This window comes from Streptomyces djakartensis (assembly GCF_014651075.1).
GTDB lineage: Bacteria > Actinomycetota > Actinomycetes > Streptomycetales > Streptomycetaceae > Streptomyces > Streptomyces djakartensis.
On sequence record NZ_BMWE01000061.1, the window covers coordinates 1 to 805 of the forward strand.

General features: G+C 31.8%; 2 protein-coding genes. Both read left to right on the top strand.

Annotation, left to right across the window (positions count from 1 at the left end; translation table 11 throughout):
• Positions 1-274, top strand: a 274-nt coding sequence (locus IE212_RS35325) for a hypothetical protein (protein ID WP_229864732.1), incomplete at its 5' end; no start/stop codon positions are given.
• 53 nt (positions 275-327) lie between these two features.
• Entirely contained in the window at positions 328-714 is a 387-nt protein-coding gene (locus IE212_RS34470) for a hypothetical protein (protein ID WP_190201932.1), read from the top strand.
• Positions 715-805 lie beyond the last annotated feature (91 nt).

The window sequence follows — 805 nt, forward strand, 5'->3', positions numbered from 1 at the left end:
AACTGATAAGTATCATGTTTACATTGCCAACAAGGATATCAGATTAATAGGAAGTAATTTCGGTAAGGCAATCGATAGACCCTTGAAATATTTCTTATTTACTGATGGTAAGGTACAGTATTTCAACAGTATAGAATTTCTTGGCTATTTGCCTTTCGAATTAAGAGACGAATACCCAGTCAATTGCAAACCTCTCAATCCTTGGGAATACGACTACTACCGTCAGCATGGGATAACCTCAGAAGATTTGCAGAATTTATTCAATAATGATTGATATTTAAAAATAAAATAGTATATTTGTATAACAAAAATAAATACATTATTTATATGAAAAAAGAAATAGTAAAACTCAAAGAGGGTAACTCGGTAATTTACCAAGACAAAACCCTAATGGAAAAGGCAAACGTAGTATCTATCGATAAAAAGAATGGTACTGCAATATTATCTAATAAGGTAATAATTACTAGAACAACAAATCTAGAGGGTCAATTTACTCGATTAGATGGAAAAGGTAATGCAATAATCTTACCTTGTACTACAGAGAATGAACAGAAGTACAATTCCTTTGTTGCATATCACCAATCCAAGAAATCCTTAGAGGCAATCAAAAAATGGTTGGATGATAACGGGAAACACAAGGATGATGAAACCCTTGAGAAAGTGATAACCTTAGATAAGAAACTTAAAAAACTAATCGAAAAGCTCAATGAATAGTACTTGGATAATATTAGGCATAATCTATGGGATATGCCTAATCCCCTCTATACTTCTAACTAAGATGTTATGTCAAGAAATTAGGATGATC

Bases quoted from the DNA above. Each gene is read 5' to 3' on its own strand.
- IE212_RS34470 (WP_190201932.1), top strand. From the start codon at position 328: ATGAAAAAAGAAATAGTAAAACTCAAAGAGGGTAACTCGGTAATTTAC.